Annotated in this window: 19 protein-coding genes; 7 read left to right on the top strand and 12 right to left on the bottom strand. The window is 70.3% G+C overall.

The annotated features are described in order from the left end of the window. Positions 1–98 precede the first annotated feature (98 nt). Positions 99–656, bottom strand: coding sequence for a TetR/AcrR family transcriptional regulator (locus OHB01_RS19580; RefSeq protein ID WP_221889900.1), 558 nt, complete (start codon positions 654–656; stop codon positions 99–101). Between the two features lie 55 nt (positions 657–711). On the opposite strand from OHB01_RS19580, the gene OHB01_RS19575 reads away from it, so the two are divergent. Both OHB01_RS19575 and OHB01_RS19570 read left to right on the top strand, forming a co-directional pair. Then, positions 712–843, top strand: a complete 132-nt coding sequence (locus OHB01_RS19575) for a hypothetical protein (protein ID WP_260617208.1) — start codon at positions 712–714, stop codon at positions 841–843. A gap of 23 nt (positions 844–866) precedes the next feature. Continuing rightward, entirely contained in the window at positions 867–1,232 is a 366-nt protein-coding gene (locus OHB01_RS19570; RefSeq protein WP_142647190.1) for a nuclear transport factor 2 family protein, read from the top strand. Between the two features lie 43 nt (positions 1,233–1,275). On the opposite strand, the gene OHB01_RS19565 is transcribed toward OHB01_RS19570, so the two are convergent. The 4 genes from OHB01_RS19565 to OHB01_RS19550 all read right to left on the bottom strand — a co-directional run bounded on the left by OHB01_RS19565 (position 1,276) and on the right by OHB01_RS19550 (position 4,463). Beyond that, complete coding sequence (locus tag OHB01_RS19565; protein WP_205830112.1) at positions 1,276–1,860, bottom strand: HNH endonuclease; 585 nt, start codon at positions 1,858–1,860, stop codon at positions 1,276–1,278. 158 nt (positions 1,861–2,018) lie between these two features. Next, positions 2,019–3,377 carry an AAA family ATPase gene (locus OHB01_RS19560; RefSeq protein ID WP_142647192.1) on the bottom strand — a complete coding sequence of 453 codons (1,359 nt, stop codon included), beginning with the start codon at positions 3,375–3,377 and terminating at the stop codon, positions 2,019–2,021. Positions 3,378–3,462: 85 nt separating this feature from the next. Then, positions 3,463–3,693: a DUF397 domain-containing protein gene (locus OHB01_RS19555; RefSeq protein ID WP_142647193.1), complete on the bottom strand. Its 231-nt coding sequence runs from the start codon at positions 3,691–3,693 to the stop codon at positions 3,463–3,465. Further along, on the bottom strand, positions 3,684–4,463 hold the full coding sequence (locus tag OHB01_RS19550) for a helix-turn-helix domain-containing protein (protein WP_142647194.1): 780 nt from the start codon (positions 4,461–4,463) through the stop codon (positions 3,684–3,686). Before OHB01_RS19550 ends, OHB01_RS19555 begins: the two co-directional genes overlap by 10 nt. A 131-nt stretch (positions 4,464–4,594) precedes the next feature. On the opposite strand from OHB01_RS19550, the gene OHB01_RS19545 reads away from it, so the two are divergent. Next, the gene (locus OHB01_RS19545; RefSeq protein ID WP_142647195.1) at positions 4,595–5,125 is read left to right on the top strand and encodes an ATP-binding protein; all 531 of its coding nucleotides are present in this window, start codon (positions 4,595–4,597) and stop codon (positions 5,123–5,125) included. Between the two features lie 10 nt (positions 5,126–5,135). On the opposite strand, the gene OHB01_RS19540 is transcribed toward OHB01_RS19545, so the two are convergent. After that, positions 5,136–5,492 carry a nucleotide pyrophosphohydrolase gene (locus OHB01_RS19540; protein ID WP_221889901.1) on the bottom strand — a complete coding sequence of 119 codons (357 nt, stop codon included), beginning with the start codon at positions 5,490–5,492 and terminating at the stop codon, positions 5,136–5,138. A 1-nt stretch (position 5,493) separates the two neighbouring features. Further along, a complete protein-coding gene (locus OHB01_RS19535) occupies positions 5,494–7,497 on the bottom strand; it encodes an N-6 DNA methylase (protein WP_328855788.1) in 2,004 nt (667 codons plus the stop codon). Positions 7,498–7,644: 147 nt separating this feature from the next. Between OHB01_RS19535 and OHB01_RS19530 the strand changes: the two genes are divergently transcribed. Both OHB01_RS19530 and OHB01_RS19525 read left to right on the top strand, forming a co-directional pair. Beyond that, the gene (locus tag OHB01_RS19530) at positions 7,645–8,124 is read left to right on the top strand and encodes a hypothetical protein (protein ID WP_328710822.1); all 480 of its coding nucleotides are present in this window, start codon (positions 7,645–7,647) and stop codon (positions 8,122–8,124) included. Between the two features lie 40 nt (positions 8,125–8,164). Next, a complete protein-coding gene (locus OHB01_RS19525) occupies positions 8,165–9,763 on the top strand; it encodes a GMC family oxidoreductase (RefSeq protein ID WP_142647198.1) in 1,599 nt (532 codons plus the stop codon). Here the strand turns inward: OHB01_RS19525 and OHB01_RS19520 are convergent. Beyond that, positions 9,744–10,097, bottom strand: coding sequence for an alpha/beta fold hydrolase (locus OHB01_RS19520; RefSeq protein WP_142647199.1), 354 nt, complete (start codon positions 10,095–10,097; stop codon positions 9,744–9,746). The two genes, OHB01_RS19525 and OHB01_RS19520, sit on opposite strands and share 20 nt — an antisense overlap. A gap of 79 nt (positions 10,098–10,176) precedes the next feature. Between OHB01_RS19520 and OHB01_RS19515 the strand changes: the two genes are divergently transcribed. Next, positions 10,177–10,767 carry a TetR/AcrR family transcriptional regulator gene (locus tag OHB01_RS19515; protein ID WP_328855787.1) on the top strand — a complete coding sequence of 197 codons (591 nt, stop codon included), beginning with the start codon at positions 10,177–10,179 and terminating at the stop codon, positions 10,765–10,767. 1 nt (position 10,768) lies between these two features. Here the strand turns inward: OHB01_RS19515 and treZ are convergent, their stop codons facing one another. The 4 genes from treZ to OHB01_RS19495 all read right to left on the bottom strand — a co-directional run bounded on the left by treZ (position 10,769) and on the right by OHB01_RS19495 (position 17,686). Beyond that, on the bottom strand, positions 10,769–12,466 hold the full coding sequence (treZ, locus tag OHB01_RS19510; protein WP_328855786.1) for a malto-oligosyltrehalose trehalohydrolase: 1,698 nt from the start codon (positions 12,464–12,466) through the stop codon (positions 10,769–10,771). A gap of 20 nt (positions 12,467–12,486) precedes the next feature. After that, complete coding sequence (gene treY / locus OHB01_RS19505) at positions 12,487–14,685, bottom strand: malto-oligosyltrehalose synthase (RefSeq protein ID WP_260617209.1); 2,199 nt, start codon at positions 14,683–14,685, stop codon at positions 12,487–12,489. 216 nt (positions 14,686–14,901) lie between these two features. Next, on the bottom strand, positions 14,902–17,058 hold the full coding sequence (gene glgX, locus OHB01_RS19500; RefSeq protein ID WP_142647203.1) for a glycogen debranching protein GlgX: 2,157 nt from the start codon (positions 17,056–17,058) through the stop codon (positions 14,902–14,904). A gap of 256 nt (positions 17,059–17,314) precedes the next feature. Then, positions 17,315–17,686 carry a winged helix-turn-helix transcriptional regulator gene (locus OHB01_RS19495; RefSeq protein WP_142647204.1) on the bottom strand — a complete coding sequence of 124 codons (372 nt, stop codon included), beginning with the start codon at positions 17,684–17,686 and terminating at the stop codon, positions 17,315–17,317. Positions 17,687–17,763: 77 nt separating this feature from the next. On the opposite strand from OHB01_RS19495, the gene OHB01_RS19490 reads away from it, so the two are divergent. Then, positions 17,764–18,621 (top strand): SDR family oxidoreductase, encoded by an 858-nt coding sequence (locus tag OHB01_RS19490; RefSeq protein ID WP_142647205.1) that lies wholly within the window; start codon positions 17,764–17,766, stop codon positions 18,619–18,621. Positions 18,622–18,671 lie beyond the last annotated feature (50 nt).

Raw genomic sequence — 18,671 nt, 5'->3', positions numbered from 1 at the left:
CCCAACCGCCGCCCTCGGTCCGGGCGGCGTCCTGGCGATCATCTTTGCGGATCATCAACCAGGAGATGACCGAAACAGTCAAATTCGGGCGAGGCCAATCATCTCGACGTGGCGAACACGGCTTCCGCGAGCGCCCGCGCGGCCAGGGCCGGACGGGCGGCGGGCCGGGTGACGGCGTGGGCGAGCACGCCGTCGATGAGCACGAGGAGCTGGTCGGCGCCCGCGTCGGGAGCGGGATGCCCGTGGCGGGTCAGCTCCGCCGCCATCAACCGGTGCAGGCCCTCCTTGAAGGACCGCACCTCCCCGTGCGCCGGATGCGCGGGGTCGGTGAGCGCGAGCTCGGCCGCGGTGTAACGGCACCCGCGGAAGGCCGGCTGCGAGGTGATCACGTCGAGCTCGTCGAACACGGCCAGCACCCGCTCGCGCGGATCGTCCCCCGCCGCGTCCATGACCTGGCGGTAGCGGTCCAGCCCGCCGTCGCTGCGCAGCACCTCGGCCACGAGGCCGTCCTTGCCGCCGAAGTGCTGATAGAGCGAGCGTCTCGCGACGTCCGCCTGCTTGAGGATCGCGTCGACGCCCACCTGTACGCCCTGGCTGTAGGTGAGCTCCCTGGCGGCGTCGAGCAGCCGCTGGCGGGGACCGGGTCTCGTCGTCACATGCCGATTCTGGCACGCACTTGACAGTAGATCAACCAGTCTATCTAATTGGGCGGTGCATACCGATCGTTCTATCCACGGCGGCGGCACCGTCGCGTTCCAGCACGGGCTCGTCCACCTCATCGTCATCACCCTGGCCATCGCCGCTCTCGTCCAGTGGCTTCCGCGCGCCAGGGCCACGGCCTGACCCGTCATCAGCGAAGGAGAACCATGAACGATCTCAACGACCTGGCCCGCCGCTACGCCGCCGTGTGGAACGAGCCCGACCCCGCCGTACGCCGCGAGTCGATCGCCCGGCTGTTCGCCCCCGACGCCGCCCACTACACCCCGTCGATGGAGGCCCACGGCCACGCGGAGCTGGAGGAGCGCATCGCCACGTCGTACGACAAGTGGGTGGCTCCGGGCACGTACGTCTTCCGGGCCGTGGAGAACGCGAACGGCCACCACGGCGCGGTCCGCTTCAACTGGGAGATGGTGCGTACGGCCTCCGGCGAGGTGGACTCGGTCGGGTTCGACTTCCTCACGCTCGGCGAGGACGGCCGGATCAGGACCGATCACCAGCTCATCGAGAGCTGACCACCCCGCCCGGCCCTCGCGTACGGATCAGCGCGAGGGCCGGTCACCGGCTCGGCTCGAACTCGCCGGCGTGCGGCCAGAACTGGAGGGCCGGATCACCGAGGGCGTCGACGACTTCCCCGCCGCGCAGGACAAGATGCGCCCCGGGAAGGCTCCGGTAGCGGAGCATGGCGTAGAGCACATCGGCGAACGGCTGATCGCGCAGGGACGTGACGATTTCGGCCGCCTCTTCAGCGTCCGAGCCGAGCAGCCTGGCCCGATCACGGAGCATGGAGACGGTCCGGACGAAGGCGGAGGCGCGGCCCCGTACGAGATCGGCTCGGTTAAGGCCGAAGACCTCGATCGTGATGTCTCCCCTGCGCGTCAACGCCTCGTAGACGCCGGTGCTTAGCACGAGTTCGAGATGCTCGTACGGATCCTCGGCCGTAGGGTCCACGAGCAGTGGTGCGCCGTCCTCGTCCCGAGGGAACAGCTCGCGCTTCTGGTGGCTGTTGCAGTGGGAGCAGGCCAGCAGGTGGTTGGGCCAGTCGAAGGCGCGTAACGGCGCCTCGGCGAGCGGCTCGAAGTGGTCGATGTCCGTACCGAGGCCGTCACCGCAGTACATGCATCGTCTGATGCCGGTGGTCATGCCGGTGAGATGCACCGTCAGCTGCGTCCGGACGTTCCTGGCGGACTTCCACTCAGCTCGCGCTACCGAGCCGTCTGCACGTTTCTCTCGTAACTTTCCCGTGCGATCATCAAGCTGCTCGGCCAGCTCAGGGGGAAGCGCCAGACGATATAGGCGGATCATGGCGTGTCGGCGATCCTCCGGGCCACCTCGCCCACTCTCGTGGTCAACGTGCTGCTGAGCCTTTCGCGTAGACGGTCATACTCGGCCAGTTCCGCAGGCGTCGCTCTGCCGCGCAGCACGGCGCGTTCGAGCACGGTCAGCCGACGCCGCAACTCTTCGGCGCGTTCCGAGTAGGGCGAGTCGATGCCGAAGAGGTCCGTGAGCAGCGCGTCGTCACCGCTGCCGTACACGATGCGGTCATACAGGTCCGGCTCCACGACGCGTGGAGGAACGTCTTCGTCCACTCCCGCAAGCCTGATCAACCCGCCGGGGTCGGCGCTCTGGCAAATGTACGGGCTGTGAGAGGTGACGATGAACTGAACAGCCGGAAAGTGGGCCTTCAGCCACTCGCCGATTCTTTTCTGCCAGCTCACATGCAGATGCACGTCGATCTCATCGATCAGCACGACGCCCGGCATATGAACAACCGGATTTCCCGCCTCCGACCGCTCTGCTCCAAGGAAGACCTCGGTGATAGCACCCCCGTACATATCTCTCATGTGCCTCAGCAGGTCGAGAACCAGTGCGGTGACGGTCCGGTAGCCGTCGCTCATCTCTCTGAGCGCGATCAACCGGCCGTCCCGCTCGGCCCACAAGCCCTCGCTGTCCACCCGTACGACGCGGAAACCATCGGGCAGAAGTCCGTCGTTCAGGAGGTCGATGACGAAGGAGAGCAACTGCTCGGCGCCCGGCCGCCCTTCCAGCCGACGCAAATGCAGGTCGATCAGCCAGCTCACGCTCTCCGCGAGAGAAGCGTCCTCGTGAAAGAGGCTGGCCAGACGAGAAACGGCACCCGTGCCCAGCATGAGCCGCTGGGCATCCGCCGAGCCTCCAACCAACCGACGGAAAGGCCCATAACCGGCGACAAACCACCCCTGCGGGTTTTCCCTCCACGGCCCCCGCATAGCGGGAGTCTTTTCACCGGCGTGCAATGCCGGCTGCGCGCCGTACTGCCCTGACTCGTCGAGCCGCTGCCGGGCCCAGGTCAGGCGAACCGGGAAAGGATTCCTCGCATCCCGCCTGACAGACGCAAATCCGTCCCATTTCTCGTCGAATGCGATTTCCGCTCCGACGGTGCCCTTCTGCTCGTCATCGGAGATCCAGCCGTCGAAGGCCGGCACCAGGCTCCGAGCGACGAACGGGCCTGCCATCGCCAGCGCCATCGCACGGAGCAATGTCGTCTTGCCCGAACCGTTGCGGCCGGCCAGGACCGTCCAGCCCGCATGGCTGCCGTCGGGACGGGTAAGCCGAAGGTCCACGCTCCGGGGGCCGGAGAACCCGCGAATGCCGGAGACCTTGACCTCGGCGAGGTACATCGTCCACTCCCGTTCCCTGGTCGTGCCATGCCTTCTTGAACCTTAGGACCCCGCAACGGCACGGCCTACTGGACGGGCCGCGGCCTCAGGGGGTGGGCTCGAACTCGCCGGCGTGGACGCCGAGCAGGAACGCCTTCCACTCCTCAGGTGTGAAGAACAGCACCGGGCCGTCGGGGTCCTTCGAGTCCCGTACGGCGATCAACCGGCCGCTCTTGTGCTCGGGTCCGTCGCCATCGATCTCCGCCACCTCGACGCAGTCCCCGCCATTGCTTCCCGAGTAGCTCGACTTGCGCCAGCGCGCCCGGCTCAGGTCCATCTCTCCTCCACTGTCTTTCTGATGAGGTCGGTGGACATGCTCAGCGGCAACGCCTCGGTGCGGATGGATTCGAAGCACTCGATGGCTGCCGTGACGTCCTCTTGGTCGCTCGTAGTGAGGCCTCGGACGGCCGTCTCCATATAGACCAGATCGTTTCCTCCGTCCAGCGTCGCAATGGAGAACCCACCGAGCAAGCCCGAATGCATCCCATGCGGGACGACCTGAATGCTCAGCCTCGGGCCCACCATCGCCAGCAGGTGATGCAGTTGTTCGCGCATGACCAGCGGTGCCCCGATCGGCCGATGCAAAACGGCCTCGTCGATGACGCATCGGAGGATCGGAGGGTGCGGATCCTCGCGGGTGAGGATCCGCTGACGGTCCAGCCGTGCGGCCACCGCCGTCTCGTCCCCCGACAACAGCACGCGGGCGTACGCCTCTGTCTGCAGCAGGCCGGGTATGACAAGCGGCTGATAGGAGCGAAGTGTGGTGGCGACCTGTTCCTTGTCGCGCCACTTGCCGAACCAGGAGGGGGAGACCTGGCCCTTGCGCCAGTCGAGCAGGCGATAGAGCGCGCCGCCTGTGGACAGCGCCTCATCGCAGCACCGCGCGAACTCCGCGCTGGCCGGAAGCTGGCCCGTCTCGACACCGCTGATCAGCGACTCGCTGAAATGCACCTTGTGGGCCATCTGGGCCTGGGTCAGCCCCGCCGCCTGCCGGTAGTGCCGTAATTCTCTGCCCCATATCGCCTGTGGTGAGTAGATATCGACCACAACGTCCCCTCGTGTCGGAGTTCAACGAATGGACACGACCTTCAAATGTCGTTCTTGGTAACGAAATCGACACTTACAGTAGTCGTGAGCAGACAGTCCGGACGTGGATTTTCGACAACGGGAGTACGCCGATGACCGAGGCAATCGCGGCCCGCACGGTGCTGGCCGAATATCGCTACACGCCCGACCGGCTCGTCCCCGTCCTCGGCGAGAAATGGCTGCCCCGCGACATCCGCTGCGTCGCCTCGGCCCGGCGGTTCGTCAAGGATGTGGCCACCGACTGGAACGCGGCCGGCGACGTCCCGGAGGTCGCCGAACTCCTGGCCTCGGAACTCGTCACCAACGCGCTCGTCCACGGCACTACCGGCATCGGCGCGGCATCGGCGGCGAGCACGGTCCGGGTCACGGTCAGCCGGGAGAACGACCTGCTCGTCGTGGACGTCCACGACCCCTGCCCCGCGCTCCCCCGGCTGCGCCGTGCCGGCGCACTCGACCCGTACGGCCGGGGGCTCGCGATCGTCCAGGCATGCTCCCACCACTGGGGCTGGACCCTCACGCCGTACGGCAAGTCCGTCTGGTTCCAGCTCCTCGCCTGGCCGTCGGCCGCCAGGCCGCAGAAGGCATCGATGACGCCGCCCCCGCCGCGCCGCCCGGAGTCGTGACCGGACGCCGTCACGAGGTCAGCGGGGGCGCCTTCCTGGCCGAGCCGCGATAGGTCTCGGGATCGTAGCGGCGTTCGTTCTCGTCCAGCTTGGCGTGCGCCGCCTCGGCGAGGTCGACGCCCAGCGCGTCGGCCAGCCTGACCAGATACAGCGTCACGTCCCCGAGCTCGGCGCGGACCCTGCGCAGGGCGTCCTCGCCGAGGTCGCACGACTCCTCGGCCGTCAGCCACTGGAACTCGGCGACCAGCTCCCCCGCCTCTCCGGCGAGGGCCATCGCCAGGTTCTTGGGCGTGTGGAACCTCTCCCAGTCGCGCTCGCGGACGAACTCGCGCAGCCGGGCGGCCAGGTGCTCCAGCTCACCGCTCACGTCAGCCGACCCTACTCGGCGGCCGTACGGCGCCGTGCGTGAGGCCGTCGGCCACCAGCCTGACCAGGTCCTCGCCGAGCATCGCCGCCTCCCGCAGGGCCGACCGGAAGTCGGCCAGGCGCCGGAACACCGCGCCATATCGGCGTTGCTCCTCCAACGGCAGCAGCGGCAGCTCGGCACGCCGTACGTCGACCCGATAGCGCGAGGACATGGAGGTGTAGTGGCGGACGTTCACGGACGCGCAGAGGAAACCGGCGAGAAAGTCGGGGTCGAGCACCTCGGGATCGGGCCGCAGCAGGGACAGGTGGGGGCCGAGCAGGGCGTCGCCCTTCGTCACCACCCGCGCGACCGGGGCGGCCACGACCTGCGGCACCACGACGTCGCCGGGCCGGGTGACGATCGGCCGGGCTCCGGCCTGCTCCGAGGATCCCGTCGCGGTCCGGTCCGCCAGCACGTCATCGACGGTGAGCACCGGCGCGCCCCGAAGCGGTTCGTCCCCCGGCCGGGCCGGCGTCTGCTGCTCGACCACGAGCATGCCGCGCCGCACCAGCTCGGGCAGCGGGACCAGGGCGAGCTCGTCCGCCGGCGCCGCCGCGACGGACGGCAGCAGCCGGGCGACGTTCCCCAGCAGCTCGTCGAGCCGGGATCGGGCTCCGGCGATGCGCTCCGGTGACAGGTCGTCGGCGACCGTGGACAGGTAGCGGGCGGGGGTGAGGTCCACGTCCTCGTCAAGTAGATCGACGAGCGGGACCGACCTGCTGACGCCCGGCTCGTCCAGCTCGCGACCGGCGCTGAACTCGCGCCAGGCAGCGGCGGCCACCCCGGCGTAGTCGTCCGGCCTGCCGGAGGTGTCCACCATCAGCACATGACTCGGCGTGCCGCCCTCGGGCGGCGGGCACAGGATCCACAGCGTCAGGCCGACCGCCACGTTGGGCACGGCGCCCTGCGGAAGCGCGATGACCGCGCGCAGCGCGCCGCGCCGCAGCAGCTGGGACCTGATCCGGCGGCCCGATCTGCGGGAGGCGACGGCTGGAGGCATGAGGAGCACGGCCACGCCTCTGGGCGCCAGGTGGGCGAGCGCGTGCTGCACCCAGGCCAGCTCCGGCTCCACGCGCGGCGGCAGGCCGTACTCCCAGCGGGGGTCGGCCGTCAGCTCCTCGTAACCCCAGTTGCGGTCGTTGAACGGCGGGTTGCACACCACCGCGTCCACCAGCTCGCCGGGGAAGGCGTCCGCGCGCAGGGAGTCTCCCGGCCTGATCCGCGCGGTGTCGCAGCGCAGCGCGAGCCGTACGGCGGTGAGCCGGGCGGCCACGGGATCGACGTCCTGGCCGAGCAGCCGGGCCCCCGGCGCGCGTTCGAGCGCCCGGCCGAGGATGCGGCCCGAGCCGCAGGCGGGGTCGAGCAGGGAGCGGAACCCGTCGCCCACGAGGTCGAGCGTCAGCATCACGATCTCGACGGGCGTGGAGTAGACGCGCCGGGTGTGCACCTCGAAGTAACGCTCACGCAGGAACTCGAAGGTGTCGCGGGCGCCGCGTTCGGCGGCCAGCCGGGCGATCGAGCGGACCAGCGGCACGCGGGTCACCGGAACGGTCTCCGGGAACGCCTCCGCGCTGACGGTCTCCGCGCACGCCGCGCGCACCCGGGCCGGAAGCTCCCGCGCCACCTCCTCGTCGGTCCCGGCCGAGAGCCTGGCCCAGTCGTCGGCCTCGTGCTGCACGTACACGAGGAAGGCCCCGAGGTCGGCGATCAGGTCGGCGAGGTCGTCGTCGTCGACGGTGGTGCGCAGGTCCTGCCAGAGCCATTCGTCCAGGGGGAGGTCCCTGCCCTCGGTGTGGCCGCGCAGCCACTCGCGGATCTCGGCGAGGGAGAAGGCCGGGCTGGTGGACGTGCCTCCCACGGGCTCGGGGAAGTCGTCGTGCCTGCGCCGCCAGTTGCTGACCGCCGCACGTCCCACGCCGGCCAGGCGGGCGATGTCCGCCGCGGTGACGTGTACGTCTCGCCGCACGCCGCTCCGCCCTTCCGCTGGTTCTTCGATCCGACCGGACGATATCCGATGCCCTGGACCTGGGCAACGTCGCGCCAAGGTCTGGTTGATTGTGTCAACACATGCTCTAATGGACGCCTGGAGTCGGCATGGAAGGGAGCAAGGATCGTGAGCACCCCCATCACTCGCCTCAGGTCACTGCGTCGCGGGCGCGCGATCCATCTCCTGGACATCGAGAACCTGACCGGATCTCCCCTGCCGAGCAGCCATGACGTACGGCGGGTGATGAGCACCTACCAGCGGACGGTGCCGGTCGGGCCGCTCGACCAGTTCATCGTGGCGGTCAACCACAACGCGCTCGTCTCCGTGGGGATCGTGCTGAGCGGGGTGCAGTTGCTGGCCCGTTCGGGCCCGGACGGCGCCGACCACGCCCTCGACGACGCGGCCCGTACGACCCGGGTGGACCTGCGGTTCGAGCGGGCGGTGATCGGGTCGGGCGACGGCTACTTCGCCGACCTCGCCCTCTGGCTTGCGGGCCGCGGCCTGCACGTGACCGTCGTCGCCCAGCGCACCTGCCTGAGCTGGCGGCTCTACACCGCCGTCCCCGACACCGTCACTTTCGAACTGCCCGCCGCCCAGGCCGCCTGAGATCTATCCCCGCCCGAGCGATGTGGGCAAGATGGGGTGAATGATCGACTATTTGGTGATCGGCGCCGGTTCGGCCGGATGTGTCCTGGCGAACCGGCTGTCGGAGGATCCCGCCGTCCGCGTGCTGCTCGTCGAGGCGGGCGGCGCCGACCGTCACCCGCTCTACCAGGTGCCCAAGGGGTTCGGGAAGCTCTTCGACGATCCGCGGAAGGTCTGGCACTACCGGACACAGCCGTTCGGGCCCGACGGACAGGCCGAGATCTGGCCGCGCGGCCGGGTGCTCGGCGGGTCGAGCTCCATCAACGGCATGGTGTACAACCGCGGCCACCGCGCCGACTACGACGAGCTCGTACGGCTCGGCAACCCCGGCTGGGGCTGGGACACGATCCTGCCGATCTTCCGGGCGATGGAGGACAACGCCCTGGGCGCCACGGCGACGCGCGGGGCAGGCGGGCCGCTGCACGTGTCCCCTCCGCGCGACCCCGATCCGCTCTGCGACGAGATGATCGCATCCGGCGCCGCGCTCGGCCTGACCGCGATGCCGGACATCAACGAGTCCGACGACGAACGCGTCGGCCACGCGATGGCGACCATCAAGGACGGGCGGCGGTTCAGCACGGCCCGTGCCTTCCTCCACCCCGTACGCCACCGGAGCAACCTCACCGTCGTGACCGGGACGACGGTGACCGGGCTGCTGTTCGACGGCGACAAGGTCGTCGGGGTCACCGCCCGCGACGCCGGCGGCGCCACCGTCGAATATCGGGCGGCCCGCGAGGTCGTCCTGTCGCTGGGCAGCCTGGGCACGCCGAAGCTGCTGCAGTCGTCCGGCATCGGCCCCGCGGAGGTGCTGCGGGCGGCCGGCGTGGAGGTCCGGCTGGACCGGCCGATGGTCGGCGCCCGCATGCGCGAGCACCGGTGCCTGGCGCTGAAGTTCCGGCTGAAGGACGACCTGGGCTACAACCGCATGCTGTCCACGCCGTTGCGGCAGGGCCTCACCGCGCTGCGCTACCTGATGAACCACAGGGGCCCGCTCGCCGCCCCGGCCTACGATGTGATCGCCTTCCTCAAGACCCGCCCCGAGCTGGACCGGCCGGACGCCCAGTTGCTGATGGGGCCGTGGTCGGTGGCGACCTACCGGGCGGGCGAGACGGTCACGGTCGAGCGGCAACCCGGAGTCTCGGTCGTCGCCGAGATCCTCCGCCCGACCGCGGAGGGCAGCGTGGCCATCACCTCCGGAGACCCCGCCGCGCCGCTCCACATCGAGCCCAACTACTTCGGCTCCGAGCACGACCGGCAGGTCGGCGTCGACCTGTTCCGCCGCATGCGCGAGTACTTCGCCCAGGAGCCCATCGCGGGACGGCTGGCGTCCGAGACGTTCCCCGGTCCCGGGGTCGACTCGGACGAGGAGATCATCGACGCGGCGCTCGGCGGCGGCTACTGCGGCTACCACGCGATGGGCACCTGCGCCATGGGCCCGCACGACGACGACGTGGTCGACTCGCGGCTGCGCGTGCGAGGACTCGACAACCTGCGGATCGTCGACTGCTCGGTGCTGCCCACCATGATCTCGGGCAACCTGAACGGCCCCATCATGGCGATGGCCTGGCACGCCGCCGACCTCATCCTCGGCAGGGCGTGAGCGTCTCGCCGCGACCGGCATCGTGAGTGCGGAGGGTGCTCAATCCCGCACGCTGAGAAACTCCAGGAGGATTTCGGGCGGTCTCGCCGGGGCGTTCCCAGTGAGGCAGATGGCCCACCCCGTCCAGCAATCGGATGTCGGCGTTCGAGAACACCTCGTGGACACGGCTCTCGGGCGGCATGGGGGTCACGGGGTCCTGACGGCCCCAGACGAGCTGGACGGGCAGGTCGCTCGCATCGACCCTGCGGTAAAGGTCTTCCGCCCGGTGGATCGGCAGGTTGCGGACGGCCGACAGCAGGGCGCGCTTGAAGCCCCGGTAGCGGAGCTCCGGCACGAGGCGCTCCCGCACCGAACGCCAGCGCGACGAGCGTCACCGAACGGTCCACGCCGAGGGCGTCGAATGGGAGGACGCGGTGGCGAGAAGACGGGTGATCAAGCCAGGCGAGGAGCGGCGGGCGGATCTGCTGGACGCCGCGCTGGCGGTCTTCGCCGAACGCGGCGTCGACGAGGCCACCGTCAGCGACATCACCACCCGCGCCGACGTGGCCAAAGGCACCTTCTACCTGTACTTCCCGTCGAAGGACCACCTGGTGGCGGCGCTGTGGGAGCGATACGTGAACGGCTTCCTCGACCTGGCCGGCAAGGCGCTCGCGGATCCCACCGCCGCAGGCGCGTTGACCGCCCTCTTGGAACGGCTGATCGACCACGCCGTGGCGCACGCCGACCTGCACCGCATCGTGTACGGCTCCGCCGACGCCCGGGCTCTCGCCCTCTGCCGGGAGATCGACCAGAGGGTGGTCGAGGTGATCGCCGAGGCGATCCGGCGCGGTGTGGACGCGGGCGCCCTGCGGCCCTGCGACCCGGCGGCCTTCGCGAACGTGGTCTACCACGGCGCGCACGGCACGCTTCACGAGGCGCTGGCCGGCGGCGCGCCGTACGGCCGCGACGAGGTGGTCGCGACCGCACGTCGGATCGTCGTCGACGTGCTCGCTCCGCGCCCCTGAGCTACACCTCCAGGACAGCCAGGGAGCGGGCGGGGAGGTCGAGGACGTGACCGGTCAGGCGGGCGGAGTCGTCGGAGGCGAGCAGGAGCCGTGACGCGGCCAGCCGTACGGGCACCGGGCCTTCGGCGAAGTTGGCGGCGATCCGCAGTGAGCCGCGTTCGATCACCACGACGCGCCGGTCCTCGTCCACCTCGACCCGCACCCGGTCGAGGCGGGGATCGGTGAGGTCGGGACGCGACTTGCGGAGCGCGATCAGGTCGCGATACCAGCCCAGCAGCGCGGCGTGCTCGCCCTTGGCCGGCTCCTCCCAGTCGAGCTTGGAGCTCAGGAATGTCGTCTCGTCGCCCGGCTCGGGGGCCTTCCAGTCGTAGCCGAAGCCCTCGAACTCCCTCCTGCGCCGTTCGCCCTCGCCCGCCGCCAGGTGCGGCTCGAAGTGGTCGGTGAAGAAGTAGAACGGCGTGGTCGCCCCCCACTCCTCGCCCATGAACAGCATCGGGGTGAACGGCGAGGTCAGCAGCAGCCCGGAGGCGAGGCGGAGCTGGTCGGGCCGCATGCGGTCGCCCTCGGGCCGGTTGCCGATCTGGTCGTGGTTCTGCGCGCAGCAGACGAACCGGTGGCCGGGCACCCCGGTCGCCGGCCTGCCGTGCGAACGGCCGCGGAACGACGAGTAGGTGCCGTCGTGGAAATAGCCGGACGTAAGCACCTTGGCCAGGGACGACAGGGTGGCGAAGTCGCCGTAGTAGGCGTTGCTCTCCCCCGTGACGTTCGCGTGGATGGCGTGGTGGACGTCGTCGTTCCAGGCCGCGTGCATGCCGAGGCCGCCGGCCTCGCGCGGGGTGACCATGCGGGGGTCGTTGAGGTCCGACTCGGCGATGAGCGTCAGCGGACGGCCCACGGCGGCAGACAGCGCGTCGACCTCGGCCGACAGCTCCTCCAGGAAGTGGACGGCGCGCTTGTCGTGCAGGGCGTGCACGGCGTCGAGGCGCAGCCCGTCGACGTGGTAGTCGCGCAGCCACTGCAGGGCGTTCTCGATGAAGTAGCGGCGCACCTCGTCCGAGCCGGGCCCGTCGAGGTTGACCGCGTCGCCCCAGTAGGACCCCTTCGCGTCGTGGAAGTAGGGCCCGAACCTGGCCAGGTAGTTGCCGGACGGCCCGAGGTGGTTGTAGACGACGTCGAGGATCACGCCGAGACCGGCCCGGTGACAGGCGTCCACCAGGCTCTTCAGCCCGTCGGGCCCGCCGTACTCCTCGAAGACCGCGTAGAGGTCCACGCCGTCGTAGCCCCAGTTGCGCTTCCCCGGCACCGGCGGCACCGGCATGATCTCGACGAAGTCGACGCCGAGACCGGCCAGGTGATCGAGCCGGTCGGCCACCCCCTGGAAGGTGCCCTCGGGCGAGAACGTGCCGACGTGCAGCTCGTAGATCACCCCGCCGCGCAGGTCGCGTCCGTGCCAGCTCTGGTCGGTCCAGGCGAACCTGTCGTGGTGGTAGACGCGGCTCGGACCGTTCACCCCGTACGGCTGCCGCCGCGTGCGGGGGTCGGGGAACGGCCCGTCGCCGTCCACCCAGAAGGTGTAGTCGAGGTCGTGCTCGTCGCCGGGGGCGGTCCACCGGCCGCCCTCGCTTCGCGCCATCGGGTGCCGGGCACCCCCGTGCTCGACCTCGACCCGCGCCGCCGCCGGCGCCCACACCTCGAACATGCGTCGTCTCCCCCCGCTGATCAGGCTTCGAGAATCGCGACCGGACAGGCCGACAGCAGGGCGGCCATCCGCACCTCGCCGGCGTGCTCGGCGCCGGTGAGCAGGTCGCGCCAGCGCCCCGGCGGCAGCGTGATCGTCTCACTCCCCCAGCCGCCCTTGCGCTCCAGCCCGACCGGCAGCCGGGTCGCGACCACGACGGCGGCCGTCCCTTGCCCGGGAACGCCGCGCGTGAACGCCACCGCGTGCTCCCCCGCCTCGATCGGCGCGTACGGCGCCTCGGGGTCGAGCCGCCGCCGCAGCCGGAGGGCGGCGGCGGTGACGCGGATCTTCTGACCGTCCCAGCTGTCGTCGGGCTCGGCGAGCAGCCGGCGGCGGCGTTCGAAGTCCACCGGCCGCCGGTTGTCCGGATCGACCAGCGAGAAGTCGGTGATCTCGTTGCCCTGGTAGACGTCTGGTATGCCCGGCATGAGGAGCTGGACGGCCTTCTGCCCCAGCGAGTTGACCCGGGCGTAGCGGTCCACGATCTCGGTGAACGCGGCGACCGAGTAGCCGCAGGCGTCGATGGCCCGCCGGGCGAAGTCCCTGACGCCCTCCTCGTACGCCAGGTCGGGGTTCAGCCAGGAGATCGACGTCTTGGCCTCGCGTGCCGCCTTGAGCAGATAGTCGGTGAAGCGGTCGAGCCGGATCGGCCAGGCCGCCATCAGCGACTGCCAGGCGAGGTAGTCGAGCCGGGGATCGAACGACACGGCCGCGGCCCAGGAGTCGACGGCCGCCGTCCACTCCTCGGGCAGCTCCGACAGCACGGCCAGGCGGGCGCGCACGTCCTCCGACCGCTTGGTGTCGTGGGTGGACAGCGTGGTCATGGTGCGCGGCGGCAGGCCGGCGCAGAACGCGTGGAACTCGGCGGGCGACACCCCGAACCTGTCCGGTTCCCCGCCGACCTCGTTGAGGCAGGCCAGCGGATACCACCGATAGAGCGCGGTGTCCTCCACACCCTTGGCCATCACCGGCCCGCAGGTCTGCTGGAAGCGGGTGACCGCCTCCGGCGGGCCGTACAGGACCAGGTCGGCGACCTTGGCCACCGCGGCGGGGTCGGTCCTGGTGGCCGCCACCCCGGCCGCCTCCCGGATGATCGCCTCCGACTCGGCGGACGGCTGCTCGCCCGGGTTCACGTACGCCCGGTAGACGGGCATCGCGGCCAGCAGCTCCACGACTGCCTCGCGCAGCGCCGGATCGCCGAGATCACCGGTCAGCCGGTCGATCTCGCCGGAGAAGAACAGGTCGATCACGTGCTTCTTGGAGTCGTGACGCACGGTCTCGTAGTCGTCGCGCACGCCGGTGTGACGGCCGAACGTCTCGACCAGCGCGTCGCGGCCGGCCGGGTCGACGAACAGCCGGGTGACCATGTTGAGCGCGTCATATCCGGTGGTGCCGTCGCACGGCCAGTCGGCGGGCAGCCGTTCGCCGTCGATGAGGATCTTCTCCACCCACAGCGGCCCGGGCACGTGGGGGCGCAGCCGCCGCAGGTAGCCGCGGGGGTCGGCCAGGCCGTCGGGGTGGTCGACGCGCAGTCCGTGGATCAGTCCCTCCTCGATGAGGCGGAAGGTGACGGCGTGGGTGGCCTCGAAGACCTCGGGGTCCTCCACGCGCAGGCCCATCAGCGACGACACGTCGAAGAACCGCCGATAACCGGGGCTTTCCCGCCAGTGGGCCAGCCGGTAGTGCTGGGCCTCCAGCAGTTCCGGCAGCGGCAGGTGCCCGGTGCCGGGCCTGATCGGGAACGCGTGGTCGTGATAACGCAGCACGTCGCCGTCCACGCGCAGCGCCTCGCTCGCGTCGTCGCCGAGCAGCGGCAGGGTGACCGGCCATTGGAAGTCGAACCACCGGGCGGCCGGCGATCCCGGCCCGTCGCGCAGCGCCGCCCATAGCTGGGCGTTGTCCGACTCGGGCACCGGGACGGTCATGTGGTTGGGCACGATGTCGGAGATCAGCGGCATGCCCTCGGCCGCCAGCGCCCGCAGGCCCTCCTCGCCGCCGAACTCCTCGCGTACGCGGCTGTGGTCGGTCACGTCGTAGCCGTGCTGCGACTCCCGGCACGACTGGAGGATCGGCGACAGATAAAGGTGGCCCACCCCCAGGTCACGGAGATATCCGACGAGACTCGCGGCCTGGGCGAATCCGAAGCCGGGCGTCAGCTGCACCCGATAGGTAGAAGTCACCGAACCGCCTTTCACCGCGCGTTTCCGGAGGTCGTGTTCATAGTGCCCGGCACGGGCGCGCCCCTGCCACCACCGCCCGGACAGGAGGAGCACCGTGCAGGAGAAGCACCGTGCAGGAGAAGCACCGTGCAGGAGGAGCGCACGAGCAGCTCCCCTCCTGCCCGGTGTCGCGCCGGCCGACGGCCGAAGCGCACTCTATTCGGGCATCGGCGCTGGTCAGGACCCCAGCCCCGGCCGGACCCTGCGCAGCACCCGCACCGACCGGCCGCTCACCGGCACGGCCTCGCCCGCCCGGCACACGCGCGACTCGCGCATCACCGGCATCGCGGTGTCCAGGTCGGTGGCCCACAGCTCGCCGTAGTCGTCCGGGATCGTGAACTTGATCACCTCGTGGTGGGCGTTGAACAGCAGCAGGAACGAGTCGTCGCTGATCCGCCGGCCGCGCCGGTCGGGCTCGGTGATTGCGTCGCCGTTCAGGAACACCGCCAGCGCCTTGGCGTAGCCGTTGGTCCAGTCGGCGTCGGTCATCTCCGTGCCGGACGGCGTGAGCCAGGCGATGTCGCTCAGCTCGTCGTGCGATCCGCGTACGGGCCGGCCGTAGAAGAAGCGGCGGCGGCGGAAGACCGGGTGGTCGCGGCGCAGCCGGGCCAGGCGCCGGGTGAAGTCGAGGAGCTGGCGCTTCTCCCTGGTGCCCGCGTCGGCCCGCGCATTGGCGTCCAGGATCGCGCCCCAGTCGACCCAGCTGATCTCGTTGTCCTGGCAGTAGGAGTTGTTGTTGCCCTGCTGGGTGCGGCCGATCTCGTCGCCGTGCGACAGCAGCGGCACGCCCTGCGACAGGAACAGCGTGGCCAGGAAGTTGCGCTTCTGCCGTTCGCGGAGCTGGGCGACCGGGCCGGTGGCCGGGCCCTCCACCCCGCAGTTCCAGGCGCGGTTGTCGTCGGCGCCGTCGCGGTTGTCCTCGCCGTTGGCCTCGTTGTGCTTGTCGTTGTACGACACGAGGTCCTGGAGCGTGAACCCGTCGTGACAGGTGACGAAGTTGATCGACGCGGCCGGGCGGCGGCTGTCGTCCTGGTAGAGGTCGCTCGACCCGGTGAGACGGCTGGCGAACTCCGGCAGCGCGGCGGGCTCGCCCCGCCACAGGTCGCGGATCGTGTCGCGATAGCGGCCGTTCCACTCGGTCCAGCGGGCCGGGAAGTTGCCGACCTGGTAGCCGCCGGGGCCGACGTCCCACGGCTCGGCGATGAGCTTGACCTGCGACAGCACCGGGTCCTGCTGCACGAGGTCGAAGAACGCGCTCAGCCGGTCGACCTCGTGCAGCTCGCGGGCGAGGGAGGCCGCGAGGTCGAAGCGGAAGCCGTCCACGTGCATGTCGCGCACCCAGTAACGCAGCGAGTCCATGATCAACTGCAGCGCGTGGGGGCTGCGCATCAGCAGGCTGTTGCCGGTGCCGGTGGTGTCCATGTAGTAGCGCCGGTCGTCCTCGACCAGGCGGTAGTAGTTGGCGTTGTCGATGCCCCGCATCGACAGGGTCGGGCCCAGGTGGTTGCCCTCCGCCGTGTGGTTGTAGACGACGTCGAGGATCACCTCGATGCCCGCCTCGTGCAGGGCCTTCACCATCGCCTTGAACTCCAGCACCTGCCCGCCGCGCTGCCCCGAGCTGGAGTACGCGTTGTGCGGCGCGAAGAACCCGATCGTGTTGTAGCCCCAGTAGTTGGACAGCCCGCGCTTCTCCAGCATGTGGTCGGTCACGAACTGGTGCACCGGCATGAGCTCGATCGCGGTGACGCCGAGCGAGGTGAGGTGGTCGATGATCTCGGGGTGGCCCAGGGCGGCGTACGTGCCCCGGATCCGCTCGGGGATCTTCGGGTGGCTGATCGTCAGGCCGCGCACGTGCGCCTCGTAGATCACCGTGTCGTGGTACGGCGTGGCAGGCGGCCGGTCGTGTCCCCAGCCGAAGAAGGGGTTGACGACGATCGACCTCGGCACGTAGGGCGCCGAGTCGCTGTCGTCCCGGCTGTCCGGCTCGCCGAAGCGGTATCCGTAGACCGCCTGGTCCCACTGCACCGAGCCCTCCACCGCCTTGGCGTACGGGTCGAGCAGCAGCTTGCCGGGGTTGCAGCGCAGGCCGTCGGCGGGCGAGTAGGGCCCGTGGACGCGGTAGCCGTACCGCTGGCCCGGCCCCACACCGGGTAGGTAGCAGTGCCAGACGAAGCCGTCCACCTCGCTCAGCGTGACGCGTTCCTCGTTGCCGTCGTCGTCGAAAAGGCACAGCTCGACGCGCTCGGCCACCTCGGAGAAGAGCGAGAAGTTGGTGCCCGCGCCGTCGTACGTCGCCCCGAGCGGATAGGAATCCCCCGGCCAGATCTCCCTCACTGGACCTCCTCGCCCTCCGGCTCGGCGGTCGCGCCGGGAAGGTCCCGGAGCCCACCGGCTCTATGGTCGCGCCCGCGCACGGCCCGGCCGGTCCCGGACACCCCGCGCGCGGGATCGTGGTGCTGAATGTCGTTCACAAGACATCGTGCCTGCCCGGAAATGGCTTCGACAGTCTCGCCACGTTAACTGCGTGTATGGCAACGGGTTGAACCGCCCATCGGCGAGCAAACCACCGGTGACCTGCACCGACGCCCGGTCAGCGTCGTTCGTGGCGCAGGCGGGCCGCCACGACGTCGGGCATGCGCTCCTCCGCCCAGGCGATGAGGGGAAGCAGGCGCTCGGCGGCCTCGCGCCCGAGCGGGGTGATGCTGTATTCGACCCGGGGCGGGATCGTGTGCTCGGCCTCGCGCAGCACCATGCCGTCGCGTTCGAGTGCCTGGAGGGTCTGGGACAGCATCTTCTCGCTCACCCCGTCGACGCGGCGGCGCAGCGCGTTGAATCGGTAGGGCGCCTCGTACAGGGCCGCCAGCGCCAGGATCGCCCACCGGCCGGTGATCGTCTCCAGCACCGAGCGCGATGTGCATTTCCGCGAGAAGACATCGGCGACGAAGTCCTCGAACTCCTCCATGTCCGCCAGCTTACGCTCCCATAGTGCTTTCTGATAGAAAGCACTAACCAAGGGAAAGTCCCGTGGAGGGAGAAACCATGATCGTCGTGACCGGAGCCTCCGGACACCTCGGCCGTCTGGTCGTCGAGGAGCTCTCCGGGCGCGTGCCCGCCGAGCGGATCGTCGCGGCGGTACGCAGCCCGGAGAAGGTGGCCGACCTGGCCGAGCGCGGCGTCCAGGTGCGCGAGGCCGACTACGACCGCCCCGACACGCTCGGACCGGCGTTCGAGGGCGCCACCAAGGTCCTGCTCATCTCCGGCAGCGAGGTCGGCCGGCGCGTCGGCCAGCACAAGGCCGTGGTGGACGCCGCCAAGGCCGCCGGTGTGGAGCTGCTCGCCTACACCAGCATCGTGCACGCCGACACCACCCCGCTGGGGCTCGCGCCCGAGCACAAGGCGACCGAGGAGTACATCCGCGCGAGCGGGGTGCCCTTCGCGTTCCTGCGCAACGGCTGGTATCACGAGAACTACGTCGCGACGGCCCGGCAGGCCGTGCAGAGCGGCGTCATCGCGGGCAGCGCGCGCGACGGCCGCGTCGCCTCGGCGGCACGCGCCGACTACGCCGCCGCCGCGGCGGCCGTCCTGACCGGTGAAGGCCACCGCAGCGCGGTGTACGAACTGACGGGCGACGTCGCCTGGAGCCTGCCCGAGCTGGCCGCCCTGGTCTCCGAGCTGTCCGGCGCGCCGGTCGAATATCGGGACCTGCCCGTCGCGGAGTACGCCAAGGTCCTGGAGTCGTACGGCCTGCCCGAGCCGGTCGCGGCGATGTTCGCCCAGACCGACGCCGGCATCGCCGACGGCTGGCTCGGCGCCACCCCCGGCGACCTGTCCCGCCTCATCGAAAGGCCGACCACGCCGCTGCGCGACACCCTCGCGGAGGCCCTGAAGAACGGCTGATCACCCGCCCGGCTTCTCTCCGGTTGCGGTCCTCCGAATTCACCTCACGG

The organism is Microbispora hainanensis, assembly GCF_036186745.1.
In the GTDB taxonomy this organism is placed as follows: domain Bacteria; phylum Actinomycetota; class Actinomycetes; order Streptosporangiales; family Streptosporangiaceae; genus Microbispora.
The sequence above is the reverse complement of the archived record's forward strand: the minus strand, read 5'-3'. Positions and strand labels throughout refer to the sequence as shown.

Coding starts and splice junctions, on each gene's coding strand:
- treZ (WP_328855786.1), bottom strand. CDS start 12,466: ATGTTCGAGGTGTGGGCGCCGGCGGCGGCGCGGGTCGAGGTCGAGCAC.
- OHB01_RS19565 (WP_205830112.1), bottom strand. CDS start 1,860: ATGACCACCGGCATCAGACGATGCATGTACTGCGGTGACGGCCTCGGT.
- OHB01_RS19525 (WP_142647198.1), top strand. CDS start 8,165: ATGATCGACTATTTGGTGATCGGCGCCGGTTCGGCCGGATGTGTCCTG.
- OHB01_RS19495 (WP_142647204.1), bottom strand. CDS start 17,686: ATGGAGGAGTTCGAGGACTTCGTCGCCGATGTCTTCTCGCGGAAATGC.
- OHB01_RS19555 (WP_142647193.1), bottom strand. CDS start 3,693: ATGGACCTGAGCCGGGCGCGCTGGCGCAAGTCGAGCTACTCGGGAAGC.
- OHB01_RS19570 (WP_142647190.1), top strand. CDS start 867: ATGAACGATCTCAACGACCTGGCCCGCCGCTACGCCGCCGTGTGGAAC.
- OHB01_RS19490 (WP_142647205.1), top strand. CDS start 17,764: ATGATCGTCGTGACCGGAGCCTCCGGACACCTCGGCCGTCTGGTCGTC.
- OHB01_RS19560 (WP_142647192.1), bottom strand. CDS start 3,377: ATGTACCTCGCCGAGGTCAAGGTCTCCGGCATTCGCGGGTTCTCCGGC.
- OHB01_RS19545 (WP_142647195.1), top strand. CDS start 4,595: ATGACCGAGGCAATCGCGGCCCGCACGGTGCTGGCCGAATATCGCTAC.